The sequence below is a fragment of the Enterococcus bulliens genome, from assembly GCF_053761865.1.
Genome location: NZ_JBSMXK010000006.1, coordinates 40,798 through 58,802, shown reverse-complemented (window position 1 = coordinate 58,802; position 18,005 = coordinate 40,798). Strand labels below are relative to the sequence as shown.

Sequence of the window (18,005 nt, the reverse complement as noted above, 5' to 3'; positions counted from 1 at the left end):
ACAAATATCGAGTAAAAGGAGGGCTTAATAAATGGAATTTATTATTTTTATTTTAGTTTACATAATATACATTATAAAAAGTTATAAGCAAAATAAAATATCATCCTCTTCTTTAAAATTTTCCACTATTTTAATTTAATTTGGGCTTTTTTTACGATTTACGTAAAAAAATTTTAGCAACAAAAAAATCTGTCGCATATGCGACAGATTTCGTTTAAATAATCAATCCTACGATAATTGAACTCAAAAAACTAACTAATGTTGCTGAACCTAGAATTTTTAATCCATGTTTAGCGATCAAATTAGATTTTTCTTCATTTAAACCTTTAACTGCACCAGATAATACACCAATTGATGAAAAGTTTGCAAATGAAACTAAAAATACTGAAATGATTGCTAACGAACGTTCAGAAAAATGCCATTCCTGAGTGGTTAACTGTGTCATAGCAACAAATTCATTTGTTGCTAATTTTGTCGCCATCAAACTTCCAGCGTCAACGGATTGATCCCAAGGAATACCTGTTAGGAATGCTAATGGTGCAAATACATAGCCTAATAATTGTTGGAAACTAATTCCGATAAAATGCATAAATAGCGAATTAATAAAGGCAATTAATGCCACAAATCCAATCAACATAGCCGCCACTGTGACCGCTACTTTGAAGCCATCTAGCATGTATTCGCCCAACATTTGAAAAAAAGTATGTTCAGAATCTTCTTTTGTTTCTAATTCATCTTTTTCACTTGGATCTAACACATAGGGATTGACGATCGAGCTGATAATAAAACCGCCGAATAAATTTAAGACAACAGCTGTAATAACATATTCAGGCTGAATCAATCGCATATAAGATCCCATAATAGACAACGAGATTGTTGACATCGTTGAAATTCCAAATGTCATCATGCGACGTTCACTTAAAAAAGTAAGCTCTTTTTTTAACGTGATAAAAACTTCAGATTGTCCTAATACAGCGGATGCGATTCCATTGTATGATTCTAATTTTCCCATCCCATTGATTTTTTGCAAACCAAGTCCAACATATTTCATGAAAAATGGTAAAATTTTGATATAGCGTAAAATCCCAATCAATGCTGAAATAAACACGATCGGCATGAGCACTGTTAAGAAAAACGGTGCACTCCCCTTATTGGCGATTCCTTGAAACACAAAATTAACACCCTCATTCGCGTCATCTAATAGCTCAGTAAATCCATTTGATAATGAGCCTACTAACGCTGTACCAGAAGATGTTTTTAATAAAATAAACGCCAGAATAACTTGTAAGATAAACATCCGTAAAATCGGGAAATACCGAATATTTTTTCGATCGGTACTCATCACATAAGATACTACAAAAATACTACATAAACCTAAAATTGCCATCAAGTAATTCAAAAACATGCTCCTTTACCTTTTCATAATCTTATAAAGATTACCACTAAGTCTTCTTAAATTCAATTAAGTTTCTGAAAAAAATAACTTCGATGAGAAAAGATTTAGATTTTCAAAAAAAGTCCTCTATAGAAATCTCTACAGAGAACTTAAAATAAAAGAATAAAAATAATAGCTTAAATTATTGTGCAGAAATCGCCAACCCAATGGCTTTTTCGCCTAAATGGGTCCCGATAACAGGACCGAAATGACCAATTTCAATTGTGGCATCTGGATATTGCATTTGCAGCTTTTCTTTTTCGATTTTTGCAAGTTCTAAATTATTGGCGTGAATAACATATAATTTAATCGGTGGAGCCATTTCTTGTTTTCGTAAGCCAATTACCGCTTCTGCTCGTTTGAACGCTTTCTTACTAGAGCGGATTTTTTCAAACAATACGATCTTACCTTCATCAAATGTCAAAATCGGTTTAATCTTTAACAACCCCGCAACTAGTGCAGCACCATTAGTCAATCGGCCCCCACGTACTAAATTATTTAAATCTTCTACAATTAAATAAGCGTACGTATTGGCGCGAATATGATCTAAATGGGCAATAATTTCTTCAATTGATGCCCCCTCACCCCATAAATCAAGTGCAGATTCAACCATATGGCCCATGGGCATACTTGTAATCTTTGAATCGTAAGGAATGATTGTGACCCCATCAAAGTCATCTTGAATACTGTGCAATGTTGAAATAAATCCTGAGATTCCAGAAGATAAATGAATACTTAAAATAGTGTCATATCCTTTTTCTTTAAGGTCTTCATATAAGCGAATGGTCTCCCCTAGCATCGGTTGGGAAGTTGTAGGGAATTCTTTACTATTATTTAACAACGAATAATACGCATCAGGTTCAATATCGATTCCTTCCAAATACGTTACACCATCTAAAATAACCGGAATCGGCAATACATATAGATCTTGATGCTTACGTACTCTTTCTGGAATAAAAGCGGTACTATCCGTCACTACGGCTAATTTCATCTTGTGTCCTCGTTTCAAACAGTTTTTAAACATTAGCTATAATATAGCACAAATTGTTTTTGTTTCAAAATAGATTCCTGTTAATTTTAATTGAAACTAAATGAAAGCTACAGAAACAACTCATACTTGAGTCTCTGTAGCTTTCACAATCGTATATGGACCAAACACTTTGACTATAGCTCCTAAGGCTAATAGCTCAGCTAAGGCGTAATGAACCAATTCTTTCGTATCGATCCAAAGATCAATAATAAAATAATATTGCCCTAAACTAGTTTTTAATGGCCGAGACTCGATTTTAGTTAGATCGATATGTCGCCAAGCAAATGTGGCTAAAATTTGGTGTAATGCACCTGCTTGATTAGTGGGCATGGTGATAAATAAGGTTAGTTTTTGATTATCAGCTAATTCAGGCTGTTTTGGTGCTTTCTTTACAACCCAAAAACGAGTCTGATTTTTATCATTATCTTGGATATCGTGTGCAACGATAGGCAAGTGAAACGCACTTGCTGCTTCTTTTGAGGCAATCGCAAGTATCGATTCATCTTTATGGTTGGCTACGTATTCAGCAGCATACGTCGTAGAAGGAGTTTCCTTTAATTCGATATTAGGATAATGTTGGCGTAAGTATCCTTGAGATTGTGCAAGTGCTTGTGGATGGGACAAAATGACCTTAGGAGCATCACTAGTCCCCATCAATTGCTGTTTAATAGGTAGAATGACTTCTGTTGCGACAGTCAATTGCGTACTTTTAAATAAATAATCCATACTAGTATGAACAGAACCTTCTAATGAGTTTTCAATAGGGATCACTGCATACTCGATTTCATCGCCAGTTAGCCCTTCTAAACAAAGGGTGATACTGTGAAAAGCTTTTTTCTCTTCGATTGGAAAAAGATAGTCTGTCGCTTGATATGTAAACGAGCTTTTTGGCCCTAGATACCCAATCATCTTCTCCCCTCCTTTTTTAGTTGTTTGATAATCGATGCTACGATTTCACTTGGAGTTTGTGTTGTGGTATCTACAGTAAAGGTCGCTACTTCTTGATACAAGGCCATACGACTTTCGTATAACGCTATCAGAGCTTCTTTCGGTCGTTGTGCTAAAGGACGGACGGCTTGTTCATCTTTGGTGATTCGTTCATAAACCGTCTCAGGATCTGCACTTAAATAAATAACCTGTTCCATTTGTTTTAAACGTGTTCGATTGAGCTCTTTTAAGACGATTCCGCCACCAGTCGACAATACAGCAGGTTTTACCATTACTTCTTTTAATACTAGTGACTCCTGTTGTCTAAAAGCTTCTTCGCCAAATGTAGCAAAATAATCTGCGACGCTCATTCCCAGGCGTTTGACTAAGTATTGGTCAAAATCAATAAACGAAACATCGAGCGCATGACTCAATAATTGCCCGACAGTGGTCTTTCCTGCACCCATAAAGCCGACTAAGACAATGGCGTTCATGCAATTGTCTCCTGTGTTACAGCTTTAAAATCATCAAAGAAATGTGGATAAGAAATCGCTACAGCTTCAGGATCATTTAAGGTGATGACTTCGTCGGTTAGTAAGGCGGCGATTTGTAACATCATACCGATTCGATGATCTTTATGACTATCGACTATACCGCCATGAAGTTTAGTTGGCCCTTTAATGATCAAGCCATCTTCAGTCGCGGTAATATCAGCACCCAATTTTTTCAACTCAGCTGCAGTTGCATCAATCCGGTTGGTTTCTTTTACTTTTAACTCTTGGGCGTCTTTAATGACCGTAACGCCTCGTGCTTGTGTGGCAAGTAAGGCAATGACAGGTAGTTCATCGATTAAACGCGGGATGATCTCTCCTTTGATCGTGGTTGCTTCTAACTCAGAAGAGCTGATAACAAGATCGGCCGCTTGATTGTCTTCATCGAGATTACGCATCTCAAGGTTGGCACCCATTTGACTTAATACATCTAAAATTCCAGTACGCGTCGGATTGATCCCTACGTTTTCTAAAATCAACTCACTATTTTTAGCAATCGCCCCCGCGACTAAAAAGAACGCCGCAGAAGAGATATCACCCGGGACCGTAATTTCTTTTGCAGTTAGTTCTTGCGGCCCTGTTACCGTGATTTTAAGACCATCTACATCGATTTTACCGTCAAACTGACGAATCATTTCTTCAGTATGGTTTCTAGAGGCTTCTTTTTCATGAATGACGGTAGTGCCAGTGGCTTGTAACGCAGCAAATAAAATCGCAGACTTTACCTGAGCACTGGCTACAGGCATCGTGTATTCTATCGCTTGTAGTGTATCATTTTGATGGACCGTCAATGGGGCGAACTCACTTCCATCAACCCCTGTGATCGTAGCCTTCATTTTAGCTAAAGGATCGATCACGCGCCCCATTGGCCGTTTCGATAAAGAAGCATCGCCGACTAATGTCGTATCAAAAGGACGTTTAGCTAAAATCCCCATCATCAAACGAGTCGTTGTACCTGAATTGCCCATATCTAAGGGAGCAAGCGGTGCTTTTAAGCCATTCATCCCAACACCTTCAACAGTGATCACGCCATCTTTTTGTATAATGGTTACTCCTAGATCTTGAAAGGCTTTTAATGTACTTAAACAATCTTCAGCTTGTAAAGAATTATGGATCGTTGTGGTCCCATTAGCGAGAGCACCAAACATAATGCTACGATGTGAGATTGATTTATCTGCAGGGACACGAAGCGTTCCTTGTACTTGTTTTGCTTGAGTTAATTCCACGTCATCTACTCCTTTAACTACTCTTTTATCCGACACGGATACGGTGTGTGTTCTTGTAAATAGGCTTGCGCCAATTTTAAATCTGCTTCACGTTTAAATGAGACTTGTAAAATTCCGATAATCTCTTCACGCGTTTCTAAAATCTTAATGTTTGTGATCGAAATATCCGCTTGTGCTAATTTTGCTGTAACATTGGCGATCACTCCTGATTCATCAGGCACATCGATCAAAAGATCGTAAAAACGTGGGATCGCACCAAGTTTATGGATCGGCATCGTATCTCTGGTTTCTTTTGCGGCTTCAAAAAAGTGATGAATCGCCACACGATCTTCTTGTTCTAACCATTCTGAAACTTGCTGCATCTGTTCTTGCCACGAAGTCAACAGAGACAGTAATTGCTGTCGATTGCTTAATAAAATATCGGTCCAAATCACAGGATCAGAAGAGGCAATTCGTGTTAAATCACGAAACCCTCCAGCAGCAAGCTGTTTTGCTCTTGGATGAAGCGCATTAAAGGCATCCGCTTGGTTTACGATCCCAGAAGCGATGATATGCGGTAAATGACTGAGCATCCCTGTAATCTGATCATGTTCGTGCGGTGTTAACGTAATGTATTTGGCATTTGCTGCTTGGTAGAGTGCAAATAGTTCGTTTACACGTTGTTGCTCTGTAGCTGTTTCTGGGGTGAAAATAAAATAAGCATTTTCAAATAATTGTGGATCCGCTGCTAAAACACCGGATTTATGCGAACCAGCCATTGGATGACCACCAATAAAATCAAAATCGACTGCTCGAGCATGCTCTGTGATTTCTGATTTTGCACTGCCGACATCTGTCACTAAAACATTGGGTTTTAGCGTTAAGTCGTTAAGTTGTGTTAAGTAGTCAAAGGTCGTCCGGATCGGTCCTGCTAAAATAATGATATCTGCAAGTGGTGCAACTGTAACGACACTTTTGGCAGCATGCGTAATGATCCCTTCTTCTAAGGCAATCGCAATCGATTGTTGATATTTATCCCATCCATACACCGTATAGTTTGGATGGGATGTCGTAATGATCTTAGCGAGTGAGGCCCCGATCAGGCCTAACCCGATGACGAAAACCGTCTTTTTCATAACTTTTTCTCCTTATCTTTGCTCGTATTTTTAGTATTGAGTAAGATAAGTACGGTAATCGGCTACAGCTTGTACCAGTTCTTCAAATGAATCATGGTTAAATTTCTCTAAGATCTCATTGGCGATCGTTGTGGCTACGACGCTTTCACATACTACACTCGCTGCGGGAACTGCAGTGCTATCTGAACGTTCGACACTCGCTTTGTACGGTTCTTTTGTATCCATATCGACACTTTGTAGTGGTTTGTAAAGTGTTGGGATAGGTTTCATCACACCGCGAACAATGATAACTTCTCCATTGGTCATGCCGCCTTCAAAACCACCTAAATTATTGCTACGACGCGTGTATCCTTTTTCTTTTTCCCAAAGGATCTCATCCATTACTTGTGAGCCAGGACGATTGGCCATTTCAAATCCAATCCCGAATTCGACCCCTTTAAACGCATTGATACTGACAACTGCTTGAGCAATTTTCGCATCTAATTTCGTATCCCATTGTACATAGCTTCCTAAACCAGCCGGCACACCGCCCACTAATACTTCGACTGTTCCACCGATCGTGTCGCCATTTTTCTTCGTTTGATCGATCAAGTCACGAATTTCTTGTTCTACTTTAGGATCGACTACACGAATATCAGAAGCTTCTGATAATTCACGGACTTCACTCACCGTTAATCCATCTGGAATCGTTGCCGCAACTCCACCTAATTTTGTCACGTGTCCGGCAACTTCGATATCCAATTCTTGTAATAATTTTTTCGCTACAGCACCGATCGCCACACGCATCGTGGTTTCACGTGCTGATGAACGTTCTAAGACGTTACGTAAGTCACTATGATGGTACTTCATCCCACCGACTAAATCTGCATGTCCTGGTCTTGGACGCGCGACACGACGCATTTTCGCTTCTTTTTCAGTTACTTCTTCAATACCCATGACTTTCGTCCAGTTTTTCCAGTCTTTATTTTCAACGACTAAAGTTACAGGCGATCCTAACGTTTTTCCATGACGAACACCTGAAGTGATGCGTACTTGGTCTTTTTCGATCAACATTCTTCCACCACGTCCGTAACCAGTTTGGCGTCTACTTAATTCTTTATTGATATCTTCTGGGCTTAGGGGCATTCCTGCGGGTAATCCTTCAATAATCGTTGTTAACTCTGGTCCGTGTGATTCTCCTGCTGTAATAAATCGCATGTCTACATTCCCTCCATTTGTAAAAACTGATCCATTTCATCGACTGGGATCGTTTCAATTCGTGCTTTTCCTAGTGTATCTAAGACAATAATTTGTAACGTTGCGCCACGTGCTTTTTTGTCATTGGTAATCGCTTGTACCAAATCGTCCACTGCAATCGGTAAAGACAAGCTAGTGGGTAAGTGGAATTTTTCTAGCATCGCGATAATTGGTTGAATCAGTTCAGTAGGCATCAACGCTTGCTGACTCGCTGCTTTACTCATCCATACCATACCGATCGCGACAGCTTCCCCGTGACTAATGATACCATAACCAGCATTTTTCTCGATCGCATGGCCTATGGTGTGGCCAAAGTTTAAGATCAAACGAATGCCATTATCAAATTCATCTTCTTCGACGACAGTTTGCTTGACTTTCAACGCTTTGATAATGACAGACTCCACATGATTCAATAGATCAAATTCATCTTGGTAACGTTCAAGTTCTTGCCAAAGAGTCAAATCCGCAATCGCAGCCGCTTTGACAATCTCTGCAATTCCTTCACGTAAGCGTCTAGGTTCTAGTGTATCTAAAACATCAGGATCAATCAAGACAGCATCAGGTTGATAAAACGAACCGACTAGATTTTTAGCCGTTTTCGTATTGACCGCTGTCTTGCCCCCAATACTTGAATCGACTTGGGCCAATAAGCTAGTGGGGACTTGTGCAAATGAAATCCCACGCATATAAGTCGAAGCTACAAACCCAGCTAGATCTCCAATGACTCCGCCACCTAACGCGACGATACCATCTGAACGAGTAAAGCCTGCTTGAGCTAACTGTTCATATAAATGTGTCGCTTGAGTAAATGATTTACTCTCCTCGCCTTCTGGTATTGTTAACATTGTTGGAGTAAAGCCTGCGTCACTCAATGAGGTAAAGACCGTTTCTGCGTAAAGGTCACCGACACGGTTATCGGTAATGATCGCGACTTGTTTTGGTTTCCAAACTGTTTTTAAAAAGGTGCCAAAAGTATGGAGTGTGTTGCGTTTGATTTGGATAGGATACGTATGATCTTTTGTATGGATCGTTAACATGAAACTCCTCCTTTTATAATGCGCGAATCTGTTGCATCGCGTCCACTAAGATATCGACTTCTTGCATCATACGTAAATAAGTTTTTTCATTTAACGATTGTGGACCATCTGACCAAGCATTTTTAGGATCAGGATGAATTTCGACAATCATTCCATCTGCACCACTTGCCACCCCTGCACGTGCCATTGGAGGTACCAGATCCCAAACACCTGTACCATGACTTGGATCGACGATGATTGGGAAGTGACTCAATTGTTTGATCAATGGTACGGCACTTAGATCAAAAGTGTTACGTGTTGCTGTTTCATAGGTACGGATGCCTCGTTCAATGAAAATGATGGGGCTTTTTCCTTCAACTGCGATGTATTCTGCTGCATTCAACCATTCTGAGATCGTACCGGAAATTCCACGTTTTAAGCCGATCGGTTTTCCAGTTTTTCCTACCGCAGAAAGTAATTTAAAGTTCTGCATGTTGCGTGCGCCGATTTGTAAAATATCGCTATAGGCTGCGACCATATCGATATGCGCTTCATCCATCACTTCGGTAATGACTTTCATGCCAAATTCATCGGCGGCTTGTCTAATGTATCGTAAGCCTTCTTCTTCTAATCCTTGGAACGCATAAGGAGACGTTCGCGGTTTAAACGCACCCCCACGTAAAATCGTCGCCCCGCCTTTTTTAGCGATAGCGGCACATTTGCGAATTTGATCTAATCCCTCGATCGAACAAGGTCCAGCCATGGTAACAAAACTACCATCGCCGATTTTAACGCCATCCACATCGACTATAGTGTCATCTGGATGAAATTCACGAGAGGTCAGCTTATACGTGTTGGTAATACGGACAACGTCTTCTACGCCCTCATAAATTTTAAACGCTACATCTTGTAAGCTTCGTGTATCGCCGATCAAGCCTAATACAACTTGGTTACTTCCTGAATTGACTTGTACCGTTAAGTCTAGATCTTCTGCTTTTTTGATCACAGTCTCAATTTGGGCTGTTGTCGCATGTGGGTTCATAATAATAATCATTTTGTTTCGCTCCTTTAGTGGGAAATAATTTCTGTCGTTAACCAATTTGTGATCTCGTCAATGGGCATTGGAGTTTTAGTCCATAATTCAAACGCTAAAGCACCTTGGTGAATCAACATTCCTAGACCATTTTGAGTCGTACAACCTTGTTGTTTAGCAAATGTTAACAAAGCCGTTTCATCAGGACGATAAATAATATCGACCACATGTAAAGTGCTCTTTAACGTCATGGTGTTCGCTAATACCATTTTACCTTCATAAGGATGCATGCCTAGAGCACTTGTATTCACAAGTAATTGACTTTGGTCGAGTGCATCCTGAACCAAGTGTTCTTCTTTGAGATCAATTAAGTTGATCGTACACTTCGTTACGGCTTCGATACGTGCCGCATGTTGTTTAAACGCTTGAAATGAGTCACTATTACGATTGACCACGTGGATTTTTTTTGCACCATCTAGCGCACATTGTGCAACAATCGCTAAAGCCGCTCCACCACAGCCCAATACCGTCATGGTACTGTCTTCAATCGTAACATTTTGATTGAGCGCACGGATAAAGCCTTTGCCATCTGTGTTGTAGCCAGTCAATACACCATGATCATTTACGATCGTATTGACCGCTTGGATCAACTCGACTTCTGGACTGACATGGTCAAGATAAGGCAAGGCCAGTTGTTTAAAGGGCATTGAAAGGTTGACACCAAGTAAGTGTAAATAGCGAATACTTTGAATCGCACGTGTTAGAGTTGCTTCAGTAGCCTCTATTTCAAAGGCAAGATACCGCGCATCGATATTTGCAAGTTCAAATGCTCGATTATGCATCAATGGAGAGATGCTGTGCGTCGCGGGATTGGCAAAAATCGCTGCCAAAGCGGTCTTTCCAGTAATGATCATATCAACAGTCCTTTCTAAAAATATAAAAAAGAGGTACTCACCAAGATGAATGATCATCTATAGTGAATACCTCGATACTTTTTGTGTACAAAAATAAGTATAAAAGTTTTAAGTTAACCACTATAGATAATTCTTTATCTATGTGGCAGCATATCTTAAGATCCCTAGCCATCATAGATACAAACGAGTCTGTTTGTATCCAAGTCTGAATACAAACCTATCTAAAATAGCTAAAGTAATATTTATTCAGTTGTGTAAGAGTGCATGTCGAATTGTTCATGTGTATCGCTCCAAACTGATTAAGATGTTTTTAGTATAGTGACAGTTGATTTGAAAGTCAACTGTTTTTTTGTATTTTATAACAAGTTCTGATTAAAGTGTCTAATAAGATGATTCAAAAAAGCTCAACAAGTCCAGTAAAGTCAACTGTTTTTTCGCTTCTTCATCAAAATCACGTACAATTTTTCCTTTTTCCAAAACAATCAAACGATTGCCATACTGCAAGGCATCTTCCATTCGATGCGTGATCATCAAACAAGTCAATTGTTGTTCGCGTACTTTTTTTTCAGTTAGTGCCATCAGTGATTTCGATGTTTTCGGATCTAAAGCTGCTGTATGCTCATCTAATAATAATACATCGGGCGTCGTTAAGGTCGCCATAAGTAAACTCAAGGCTTGACGTTGCCCTCCCGAAAGATTCCCAGTTGGTGTATCTAAATGAGTTTCTAAGCCGTTGCCGACCTCTTGACACATCGCATAGAATTGCTCTCTTTGACTCGCTAGACGACGCAACCGTAGCGGGCGTTTTTTGCCGCGAAATTGAGCTAAAAGTAGATTTTCAGCAACGGTCATGCGAGGCGCGGTCCCAAGTTTTGGATCTTGAAAGACGCGGGCTAAAAATTGCGCCCGTTTTTCTTCGGAATAACCTGAAACGTCTTGTCCTTTGATCAGTACTTTCCCGCTACTTAACGGTAAATTTCCTGAGATCGTATTAAATAGTGTACTTTTACCAGCACCATTCCCACCTAAAATCGTAACAAACTGTCCTGTTTCTACCTGAAAATCGACGTGGTCGAGTAATACTTTTTCATCTTGGGTCCCATTATTTATGCTTTTCGTCGCTTGTTGTAATTCAAGTTGCATTATCGCTCACCTGCCTTTTCAAATCCTGTGTTTAAACGTAACGCTTTTTTCAATTGAGGTACCATCAAACAAATCGCTAAAATGATTGATGAGAAGATCTTCAAGTATGTGGTATCAAAACCAAGCTTGATCACAAGTAAGATCAAGAGCTGATAAATGACACTGCCGATGACAATGGCAAGCAAACGCTCTAAGAATGTCAATTCGCCATATAAGACTTCCCCAATAATGATCGAAGCCAATCCAATGACGATGACACCGATTCCTTTATTCACATCGGCATAGCCATCATTTTGCGCAATTAAGGCACCGGATAACGCAATAACCCCATTAGATAAGACTAATCCCATGATCTTCATGCGATCCGTTTTGATCCCTAACGAGCGGGCCATATGCTCATTATCACCGGTCGCGATGTAGGCTTGTCCTAAATCGGTTTGAAAGAAAAAGAATAAAATGGCTAATAATAAAACCAATACGATGATCCCTAATAACACCGTGTCAAAATACTTTGGCAAATGCAATCCGCTAAAGTAATCTAAGATTCTGGGCTGATTCAATAAAGAAAGATTCGGTGTCTGCATGACAAACAGCATGACCGAATTTAGCCCCGACATCACTAAAATTCCTGCTAATAAAATGGGGATCTTGCCCTTAGTATACAATAGACCGGTTACTAATCCAGCAACCATTCCCGCTACTAAACCTAACAAGGTAGCTAAAATCGGGGAAATCCCATGGACGATTGCCGTCACACAGACGGTCCCACCTAAAGGAAATGTTCCTTCTGTTGTCATATCTGGAAAATTCAAAATGCGAAAGGTCATGAAAATCCCTAACCCTAATACACTCCATAAAAACCCTTGTCCAATTGATGAAACGATCATTTACTCCACTCCCTTTACAAGTTCAACGTCTTTTTTTGCTGCAGCAGATAGCGTAATGTGAAAACGATCTGCTTGTGTTTCGTTTAAAATTTTATCGCCTGTATTCACGACCGTAAACGGTAACGGGCTTTTTGGTTGTTCGGTTAAGGTTTTGCCGACTAATTTGGCCGTTTCGACCCCCAGTTCATATTGATTCTGGCCGACAGTCGCTAGGCCTCCTTCCTTTACCATATTGTCAACGGATACGAAAATAGGCAATTCTTTTTTATCGGCTTCTTGAACAACCGTTTGAAAGGCACTGGCTAATCCATTGTCTTGTGGAATATACAACACATCGACAGGTGCCATCCCTTGAATGGTTGTGGCAATTTCATTACTCGAGGCTACAGCGTACGGTTTAACCGTCAGATCTTTCGTTGCGGCTTCTTTTGTAATCGCCTCGACATAGCTTTTTGAATTTTCTTCATTGGCAGAATACAATACACCGATCGTTTTGGCATCTGGAAGCAATTCTTGTAAAAACGCTACTTGGTCCTTGACTGGTGCCTCGTTTTTCACGCCCGTTAGATTTTGATCAGGATGCTCCAAATCGTTGACTAAGCCTGAGCCAACCGGATCAGAGATTCCGGCTGCAACGATTGGGATTTCTGTTGTGGCATTGGCAACAGCCTTAGCCGCAGGTGTTGCGATTGGAATAATGACATCGCTGTTTTCATCGAAAAGTGTTTGACTCATAGTGGCCAATTTACTTTGATCGCCTTGACCATTTAAAAAGTGGATCGTCGTATTTTTTCCATCGACAAAGCCTTCTTTGGCCAATTCATCAATGATTCCTTCTTTGATTTGATCCAATGAGGGATGACTAATATACTGTAAAATACCGATATCATAATGTTTTTCTTGTGATTTGTCCGCAGTCGCTTGTGCTTTTCCGACTAGATAGCCTCCAATGCCGCCTGTTGCGAGTAAAACGACAGCCGCAATCGTTGTGATCATTCGTGTGGTCTTCATCTACTCTCCTCCTACAATCGTTGCTGATTTTTCAATCGCTTCTGGAATGGTAATGCCTAATTTTTTCGCTTGTTCAAGATTTAAAATCGTATCTCCTTTGGTAAAGGTATACACAGGTGTCGTAGCAGGAGAAGCACCATTTAAAATATCGGCGACCATTTTCCCTGTTTGTACGCCTAGATCAAATTGATTGATCCCCACTGTGGCAAGACCACCTTGTTCGACCATCGTATCGACAGATGGAATAATCGGTGTATTGGATTGATTGGCTGTTGCGACAACACTTGGCATCGCATTGGCAATCGTATTGTCTAATGGGATATAAATAAAGTCTGTTTCTTGGCTCATGACTTGAACGGTTTGACTGATTTCATTAGTTGACGGAACAGCATACGTTTTTACGGTGAATCCTAATGCTTCTGCAGCCTTTTTCGCTTCGGCTACTTGGTATTTGGAATTGTCTTCTGCTGAAGAATACAAGATCCCCATTGTTTTTGCTTCAGGTAATAACGTTTTCGCTAACTCGATTTGGGCTTTGATCGGTGCTTTATCCGATACACCGGTAATATTTCCACCTGGTTTGTCCATATCCTTGACCAAATTTGCACCAACTGGATCCGTAACTGCACCTAACACGATTGGAATATCTTGTGTGGCATTGGCTAATGCTTGTGCTGCTGGTGTTGCGATCCCTACTAAAACATCTGCTTGTTTATTGACCAACTGCTGACTCATCGTGGCTAATTTACTTTGATCTGCTTGGCCATTTTGGAACAATAGTTCTAAGTTTTTTCCTTCTTCATAGCCATTGTCTTTTAATCCTTGAATAACGCCTTTATAAATGCTGTCTAAAGCAGGATGGCTGACATATTGTAAGATCCCAACTTTTTTAATAGCAGTACTGGTTTTGGTACTGGTTTGATTGGCTGAGCCTACTCCATACCCAAAAAAGGTGATCAAACACATGCCTAAAATAAAATATGATACCCACAATCCTTTGTTTTTCATTGTATTCCCTCTCCTTTAATCTCATTAGTAATAAAAAAGCAACTGCATCTAATGACGCAGTTGCACAAAAAAACCGCGTAGAGAACGATCTACGCGGAAGATATTTACGATTCCGACATAGATACAGCTTTTAGACTATACTCTAAAAAGTCGTATCTATGGATGAAGTCCATCAATACAACTTATCTACGCCAGTTTTGCCATGTAGGTTGTTGGTTGTATGCGTTCATGGTCTCCACTCCTTCTTGTAATAGTTGTTAAAAATATAGCGCACTTTTTTTGTTTCGTCAATGTTTTTTTTGATCGGTAATGTTCCACATCGGCAAGCGATTGACTTCTGGAATCAATTCGTTTTCTGGATCAGCTAAAGAAGTATACAAGACGCGTTTTTTTTCGACTCCATTTTGAAAGAAGACGAACGTCAATTCTTGGGCAGAAAGTGCATAAGTTTTCGCGATTTGATCTTGATCATATACGATCGGGTACCAGTAGATTTTCCGGTTCATTTCATGTTCTTTTTTTGTTAACAATAAAAAAGCCTCTTGCGTTGTTTTGACTGTAGGTGCACCAAAAAGAATGGAAACAGCCGGTTTATCGTGTACAAATTGAGCTAATGTACCATATGGAATCATCTCCACTTTGGTAGAGGTATTCTCTGGTTCGACTAACGTACGAATTTGTTGATCGCGAATGATCGGTTGACTGATCAACACCGTAAACGTAAGTGCACCTGCACCGATCAAAACAAGTAACGTACAGCCAATGAGTTTCTTTGGTGTAATCTGTTGTATTTTAAGCCATTTTGACCACTGATTTGTCCATTTTTTTTGCCAGACAGGGCCTCTGTCCATCTTTTCACCCACTTTATTGCTCATTTCCTAGTTATAGTAGCAATAACAAAAGGGATTCGTCAAGAACTTGTATCTTATTTAGCGAAAGTGGAGAAAGTAAGAAAATTGGTATTCTTTTTTAAATCCGTTATAATAATACCAGAACAAAAAAGAAATGAGGGATGTAAAATGTCATTTGACGGCATTTTTACTCATTTAATGATCGAGGAACTAAAACCTATTTTATTAAATGGTCGAATCAATAAACTCCACCAACCTTATCCTAATGAGGTGGTCTTGGTTATTCGCTCGCAAGGAAAAAATCATAAGCTCTTGCTTTCTGCTCATCCAAGTTATGCTCGGATCCAATTAACAACGATGACTTATGCTAATCCGGATACACCACCTAACTTTATTATGATGTTACGCAAGTATCTAGAGGGTGCAATTTTAACCGAAATCAGCCAATTAGAAAACGATCGTGTAGTCCATTTTACGTTTAGTAAACGCGACGAACTCGGTGATCTTCAATCGATCGTACTCGTTGTTGAACTGATGGGACGTCATTCTACGATTTTATTATTAAATCAAGAAACTGGAAAAATATTAGATGCAATCAAGCACATCGGGAGTTCGCAAAATTCTTATCGCTGGTTGATTCCTGGTGCAGACTATATCGCTCCACCAAAACAAGAAAAAGAAAATCCTTATCAAATCAGTGAACTAGAGGCGTTTCATTTGCTTTCCAAACAACATGAATTCACTGCTAAATCGATTCAAGCACTTTTCCAAGGGTTTGGACGCGATACCGCTGAAGAGCTTGCCTATCGCTTAAATAAACGCCCTCAAGAACGTTTAGCTGTTTGGCAAGAATTTTACCATGAGATATCGACGCTTCAAACGAGTTATCTAGTTGAACAAAACCAAAAAGAAGCCTTTCATCCATTTCGCTTTATTTCGGTAGAAAATCAAGCGGATGCACTGACAGCTTTTACTTCGCTCAACGAATTACTCGATGCTTTCTATCATGAAAAAGCCGAAAAAGATCGGGTAAAACAACAAGGTAGTGAGCTAGTTAAAAAAATCGAAAATGAATTAAAACGTAATCAGTTGAAACTGAAAAAACGAGAAGAGACACTAGCCGCTTCTGCTTCATCTGAAGAGCTGCGCCAAAAAGGGGAATTGTTGACGACTTTTCAACATAACGTTACACGCGGTGTCGATACGATCGACTTGCCAAATTATTATATTGAAGATCAACCAACGACGATTGCTTTGGACCCTTCTTTGACTCCGATTCAAAATGCGCAAAAATATTTTCAAAAGTATCAAAAATTGCGTAATGCCGTTAAATTGATCGATGCTCAAATCGCTGAGACCAAACAAGAGATTGCTTACTTGGAGTCAGTGTTGTCACAATTAGAGTTAGCACAACCATTTGAACTGCCATTGATCAAAGAAGAATTGATTGCTGAAGGCTATATCAAACGTCCAACAAAACAAGTCAAACGACAAGAGAAAAAATCACAACCTAGTCGTTATTATGCTAGTGACGGTACAGAATTATTAGTGGGAAAAAATAATTTACAAAATGACCAACTCACTTTACGTACAGCCAAAAAAACCGATTATTGGCTACATGCAAAAAATATTCCTGGATCACACGTCATCATTCGCTCAGATGATCCAAGCGAAGAAACGATTTTGGAAGCTGCTGAACTTGCAGGTTATTTCTCAAAATATCGTCATTCTGCACAAGTTCCGATCGATTGTGTTCAAGTAAAGCATATCAAAAAACCAAATGGTGCCAAACCTGGGTTTGTGATTTACGAAAATCAAACGGCATATTTTGTTACTCCAGAAGAAGCCGTTGTAGCAAAACTAGCTCAAAAACCGATATCTTAAAAAAAGACGCCTTCAAAGGCGTCTTTTTTTAATCAAAGTAATAAATCTCACGACCATTGATCGCCTGTGTAGGACGATTGTTAATTGTAAAATGATGTTCGGGTAAAGTTTTTAAAAAGTCTTCTGATAATGTTTGCACAGTATCAAACACAAACCATTGAATAGGTCCCTTAGTCGGTGGTGTTGTTAATGAACCTTCAAAATGGAATTTAGAAGTTTTTTTCGGTAAAAACACTTTCGGATAAAAAACCAATGTCTCTTCATTTGGAATAAAGACAACATCTGGATCTTTAGTGAAATCACACAATACACCGACAACTAGATTCTCGTTTTTGGCATTTGTGTGTACAAAATGAAATTCAATCGCTTCTTGTTTGCCATTAATTGTATGCTCACTTGGACGATGAAAGTGAATATCTGTTAAGGTGTATCGCGTATTATGAAACTCGACATAGTTCACGTCAGTATTTGGAACATAATGGATTGTATGATTGATCTCTTCTTTGTGGAATGTAGCGTTTTGATAGTGGAATTCAATGTTTTCTGCCTGATGATTTTTAGTCATGTCATACGCATGTGATAACGCGATTGGTGATTGGTAAGAAAATGCTGCTGCTTGCGTAAATTCATCACACAATGTGGCCCATGTTTCGGGTCCTCTGATTTCGTAATCCCAAGTTGTTACATTTGTCATAATTTTTTCACTCTCTTTCAACCTAAACATCTATAAGAGTCTCT

17 protein-coding genes are annotated in these 18,005 nt (G+C 39.5%); 1 reads left to right on the top strand and 16 read right to left on the bottom strand.

Annotated elements, in window-relative coordinates; all coding sequences use genetic code 11:
- Positions 1 to 214: 214 nt before the first annotated feature.
- The 15 genes from ACWOEC_RS04685 to ACWOEC_RS04615 all read right to left on the bottom strand — a co-directional run bounded on the left by ACWOEC_RS04685 (position 215) and on the right by ACWOEC_RS04615 (position 15,383).
- Entirely contained in the window at positions 215 to 1,399 is a 1,185-nt protein-coding gene (locus ACWOEC_RS04685; RefSeq protein ID WP_455306358.1) for a NupC/NupG family nucleoside CNT transporter, read from the bottom strand.
- Between the two features lie 178 nt (positions 1,400 to 1,577).
- On the bottom strand, positions 1,578 to 2,426 hold the full coding sequence (locus ACWOEC_RS04680; protein WP_455306356.1) for a DegV family protein: 849 nt from the start codon (positions 2,424 to 2,426) through the stop codon (positions 1,578 to 1,580).
- Positions 2,427 to 2,546: 120 nt separating this feature from the next.
- Positions 2,547 to 3,374: a prephenate dehydratase gene (pheA, locus tag ACWOEC_RS04675; protein WP_455306354.1), complete on the bottom strand. Its 828-nt coding sequence runs from the start codon at positions 3,372 to 3,374 to the stop codon at positions 2,547 to 2,549.
- Complete coding sequence (locus ACWOEC_RS04670) at positions 3,371 to 3,886, bottom strand: shikimate kinase (RefSeq protein WP_455306352.1); 516 nt, start codon at positions 3,884 to 3,886, stop codon at positions 3,371 to 3,373. Before ACWOEC_RS04670 ends, pheA begins: the two co-directional genes overlap by 4 nt.
- Positions 3,883 to 5,169, bottom strand: a complete 1,287-nt coding sequence (aroA, locus tag ACWOEC_RS04665) for a 3-phosphoshikimate 1-carboxyvinyltransferase (RefSeq protein WP_455306350.1) — start codon at positions 5,167 to 5,169, stop codon at positions 3,883 to 3,885. Before aroA ends, ACWOEC_RS04670 begins: the two co-directional genes overlap by 4 nt.
- Positions 5,170 to 5,186: 17 nt before the next feature.
- Positions 5,187 to 6,284 (bottom strand): prephenate dehydrogenase, encoded by a 1,098-nt coding sequence (locus ACWOEC_RS04660; protein WP_455306348.1) that lies wholly within the window; start codon positions 6,282 to 6,284, stop codon positions 5,187 to 5,189.
- A gap of 30 nt (positions 6,285 to 6,314) precedes the next feature.
- Positions 6,315 to 7,481: a chorismate synthase gene (aroC, locus tag ACWOEC_RS04655; RefSeq protein WP_455306346.1), complete on the bottom strand. Its 1,167-nt coding sequence runs from the start codon at positions 7,479 to 7,481 to the stop codon at positions 6,315 to 6,317.
- A gap of 2 nt (positions 7,482 to 7,483) precedes the next feature.
- Positions 7,484 to 8,557, bottom strand: a complete 1,074-nt coding sequence (gene aroB / locus ACWOEC_RS04650) for a 3-dehydroquinate synthase (RefSeq protein ID WP_455306344.1) — start codon at positions 8,555 to 8,557, stop codon at positions 7,484 to 7,486.
- Positions 8,558 to 8,570: 13 nt separating this feature from the next.
- Positions 8,571 to 9,590, bottom strand: coding sequence for a 3-deoxy-7-phosphoheptulonate synthase (gene aroF, locus ACWOEC_RS04645; protein WP_455306342.1), 1,020 nt, complete (start codon positions 9,588 to 9,590; stop codon positions 8,571 to 8,573).
- 14 nt (positions 9,591 to 9,604) lie between these two features.
- Entirely contained in the window at positions 9,605 to 10,483 is an 879-nt protein-coding gene (gene aroE / locus ACWOEC_RS04640; protein ID WP_455306341.1) for a shikimate dehydrogenase, read from the bottom strand.
- Between the two features lie 381 nt (positions 10,484 to 10,864).
- The gene (locus tag ACWOEC_RS04635; protein ID WP_455306339.1) at positions 10,865 to 11,626 is read right to left on the bottom strand and encodes an ABC transporter ATP-binding protein; all 762 of its coding nucleotides are present in this window, start codon (positions 11,624 to 11,626) and stop codon (positions 10,865 to 10,867) included.
- Positions 11,626 to 12,513 carry an ABC transporter permease gene (locus ACWOEC_RS04630; protein WP_455306337.1) on the bottom strand — a complete coding sequence of 296 codons (888 nt, stop codon included), beginning with the start codon at positions 12,511 to 12,513 and terminating at the stop codon, positions 11,626 to 11,628. The genes ACWOEC_RS04635 and ACWOEC_RS04630 overlap by 1 nt, the downstream gene beginning before the upstream one ends.
- Entirely contained in the window at positions 12,514 to 13,524 is a 1,011-nt protein-coding gene (trpX, locus tag ACWOEC_RS04625; protein ID WP_455306335.1) for a tryptophan ABC transporter substrate-binding protein, read from the bottom strand.
- Positions 13,525 to 14,532, bottom strand: coding sequence for a tryptophan ABC transporter substrate-binding protein (gene trpX / locus ACWOEC_RS04620; protein WP_455306333.1), 1,008 nt, complete (start codon positions 14,530 to 14,532; stop codon positions 13,525 to 13,527).
- 287 nt (positions 14,533 to 14,819) lie between these two features.
- Positions 14,820 to 15,383 (bottom strand): transposase, encoded by a 564-nt coding sequence (locus ACWOEC_RS04615; RefSeq protein WP_455306331.1) that lies wholly within the window; start codon positions 15,381 to 15,383, stop codon positions 14,820 to 14,822.
- Between the two features lie 168 nt (positions 15,384 to 15,551).
- On the opposite strand from ACWOEC_RS04615, the gene efbA reads away from it, so the two are divergent.
- The gene (efbA, locus tag ACWOEC_RS04610) at positions 15,552 to 17,267 is read left to right on the top strand and encodes a fibronectin-binding protein EfbA (RefSeq protein WP_455306329.1); all 1,716 of its coding nucleotides are present in this window, start codon (positions 15,552 to 15,554) and stop codon (positions 17,265 to 17,267) included.
- Between the two features lie 28 nt (positions 17,268 to 17,295).
- Here efbA and ACWOEC_RS04605 read toward each other — a convergent pair whose 3' ends face one another.
- The gene (locus tag ACWOEC_RS04605) at positions 17,296 to 17,961 is read right to left on the bottom strand and encodes a carbonic anhydrase family protein (RefSeq protein ID WP_455306327.1); all 666 of its coding nucleotides are present in this window, start codon (positions 17,959 to 17,961) and stop codon (positions 17,296 to 17,298) included.
- Positions 17,962 to 18,005: the final 44 nt, after the last annotated feature.

What these genes read in the sequence shown, in the direction of transcription:
- ACWOEC_RS04660 (WP_455306348.1), bottom strand. Translation starts at nt 6,284, where the DNA reads ATGAAAAAGACGGTTTTCGTCATCGGGTTAGGCCTGATCGGGGCCTCA.
- aroB (WP_455306344.1), bottom strand. Translation starts at nt 8,557, where the DNA reads ATGTTAACGATCCATACAAAAGATCATACGTATCCTATCCAAATCAAA.
- pheA (WP_455306354.1), bottom strand. Translation starts at nt 3,374, where the DNA reads ATGATTGGGTATCTAGGGCCAAAAAGCTCGTTTACATATCAAGCGACA.
- trpX (WP_455306335.1), bottom strand. Translation starts at nt 13,524, where the DNA reads ATGAAGACCACACGAATGATCACAACGATTGCGGCTGTCGTTTTACTC.
- aroE (WP_455306341.1), bottom strand. Translation starts at nt 10,483, where the DNA reads ATGATCATTACTGGAAAGACCGCTTTGGCAGCGATTTTTGCCAATCCC.
- ACWOEC_RS04680 (WP_455306356.1), bottom strand. Translation starts at nt 2,426, where the DNA reads ATGAAATTAGCCGTAGTGACGGATAGTACCGCTTTTATTCCAGAAAGA.
- efbA (WP_455306329.1), top strand. Translation starts at nt 15,552, where the DNA reads ATGTCATTTGACGGCATTTTTACTCATTTAATGATCGAGGAACTAAAA.
- aroC (WP_455306346.1), bottom strand. Translation starts at nt 7,481, where the DNA reads ATGCGATTTATTACAGCAGGAGAATCACACGGACCAGAGTTAACAACG.
- aroF (WP_455306342.1), bottom strand. Translation starts at nt 9,590, where the DNA reads ATGATTATTATTATGAACCCACATGCGACAACAGCCCAAATTGAGACT.
- ACWOEC_RS04630 (WP_455306337.1), bottom strand. Translation starts at nt 12,513, where the DNA reads ATGATCGTTTCATCAATTGGACAAGGGTTTTTATGGAGTGTATTAGGG.
- ACWOEC_RS04615 (WP_455306331.1), bottom strand. Translation starts at nt 15,383, where the DNA reads ATGGACAGAGGCCCTGTCTGGCAAAAAAAATGGACAAATCAGTGGTCA.
- ACWOEC_RS04605 (WP_455306327.1), bottom strand. Translation starts at nt 17,961, where the DNA reads ATGACAAATGTAACAACTTGGGATTACGAAATCAGAGGACCCGAAACA.
- ACWOEC_RS04670 (WP_455306352.1), bottom strand. Translation starts at nt 3,886, where the DNA reads ATGAACGCCATTGTCTTAGTCGGCTTTATGGGTGCAGGAAAGACCACT.
- trpX (WP_455306333.1), bottom strand. Translation starts at nt 14,532, where the DNA reads ATGAAAAACAAAGGATTGTGGGTATCATATTTTATTTTAGGCATGTGT.
- ACWOEC_RS04635 (WP_455306339.1), bottom strand. Translation starts at nt 11,626, where the DNA reads ATGCAACTTGAATTACAACAAGCGACGAAAAGCATAAATAATGGGACC.